This is a genomic window from Aquimarina sediminis (assembly GCF_002895435.1).
Taxonomy (GTDB): Bacteria; Bacteroidota; Bacteroidia; order Flavobacteriales; family Flavobacteriaceae; genus Aquimarina; species Aquimarina sediminis.
The window spans coordinates 1-1,659 of sequence record NZ_POYJ01000036.1 but is presented as its reverse complement, the minus strand read 5'-3'; the positions used below and the strand labels follow the sequence as shown (position 1 = coordinate 1,659).

Genomic DNA, 1,659 nt, shown 5'->3' with positions numbered 1-1,659 from the left:
CAATATCAAAATAAGTCTCATCGGTTGGACCTATCTCATCATTAACAATAGATAGTCCTAGTCCTAAACGTTCACTCCCTCCCAGAGGAGTATTGAGCGTTAAGGTTTGAGTACGAGGAGCTCCATCCAAACCAACCCATTGGCTGCGGTGAAGCCCCATAATGCTTAGAACACCTCTACTGCCTGCATAGGCAGGGTTAACACTAACGGTATTATACATATACTGAGTGTACTGAGCATCTTGTTGGCCATAACCAGTATAACACATAAAACTCAATAATATAATCGCAATTGGGAGGTGTCTTTTTCTCATACGCTCTAATTTAATATTTTAATTAGCTCCATCAATACTCTAATATACTGATGGGATTTAAAATTGATTTAATTATTTGTTGATATATAAATATCCTGCTCTGCTTTTTTGTTCTCCGGATTCCAGAACATATTCAAGTACATAATAGTAGGTTCCTGCTGGCAATTGATCCTTCTTTTCTATTGTACTTCTTCCTACTGAAATCCCTCTAAAGAAATTATCATCTCTTCCATAATTTTTAGCACCATACACTTTAACTCCCCATCGATTATAGATCTCTAAGTTGTTCTCTAATCTCTCTATTCCGCCAATTATAAATGCGTCGTTTACACCATCTCCATTTGGGGTTAACCCTGTAAAGACTGTAATTCCATCCTCACCATCTCCTGTAGGATCATTAGGTTCTAAATAATCTGGAATACCATTACCATCAGTATCAAAAGCATCATCGGGATTTCCATCACCATTTGGATCTGGATTTTCGTCAGTTGTCAAAATACCATCATTATCATCATCAGTATCCAAAACATCCGGAATTCCGTCTCCATCAGTATCTTGTGGATTATTAGGGTCATCACCAATTTCAAATTCATTAGCGACTCCATCTCCATCACAATCTCCCGAAGGTACTGCTCCAGGATTTGGATCACAGGGATTTAAAGGATCTGTTCCATTATTTTGTTCCTCCAGATCTCCAATACCATCTCCATCAGTATCACTAATATTAATCTCTACTAAACCAATGGCTATATTTCCTCCGGGATCGGTTGCTACCACATCAATAGTATCCATATCATCAAGTATTGGGAAATTACCACTGTCTGGAGTATCCGTATCCGGATCTATACTCCAGTTTCCTGATGCGTCGGTAGTAACTGTATAGGTTACCTCCGGAATACCATCGCCATCCTGATCTACAGTAACAGTTAAGGTCTCATTAGCTTCCCCTGTTCCGGTTAAAACCGGAGTGATATCATCTGTCTCAAAACTATCTACTGATACTGTTACCGTATCTATAGTCACCACTCCAGCACCACTGTTTCCTCCACCATCAGTTGCTACTATATCAATAGTATCATTATCAGTAAGGGTTGGGAAGGTACCACTATCTGGAGTAGCGGTATCTGGATCAATACTCCAATCACCTGAAGCATCCGTAGTTACGGTATAAGTCACCTCTGGAGTACCATCGCCATTAGCATCTACTGTAATAGTTAAAGTCTCATTGGCTTCTCCTGTTCCGGTTAAGGTAGGAGTTGTATCATTGGTAGTAAAGGTATCGGCTGTCGGGGCAGTAGTATCTATACTCACCACTCCTGCACCACTGTTTCCTCCGGCATCAGTTG

Annotated in this window: 2 protein-coding genes; both read right to left on the bottom strand. The window is 40.2% G+C overall.

The window, feature by feature from the left end; all coding sequences use genetic code 11:
* Positions 1–313, bottom strand: a 313-nt coding sequence (locus tag C1X07_RS24705; RefSeq protein ID WP_128755401.1) for a PorP/SprF family type IX secretion system membrane protein, incomplete at its 3' end; no start/stop codon positions are given.
* A 72-nt stretch (positions 314–385) separates the two neighbouring features.
* Positions 386–1,659: gliding motility-associated C-terminal domain-containing protein (locus tag C1X07_RS24700; RefSeq protein ID WP_164914253.1), on the bottom strand; the 1,274-nt coding region annotated here is incomplete at its 5' end.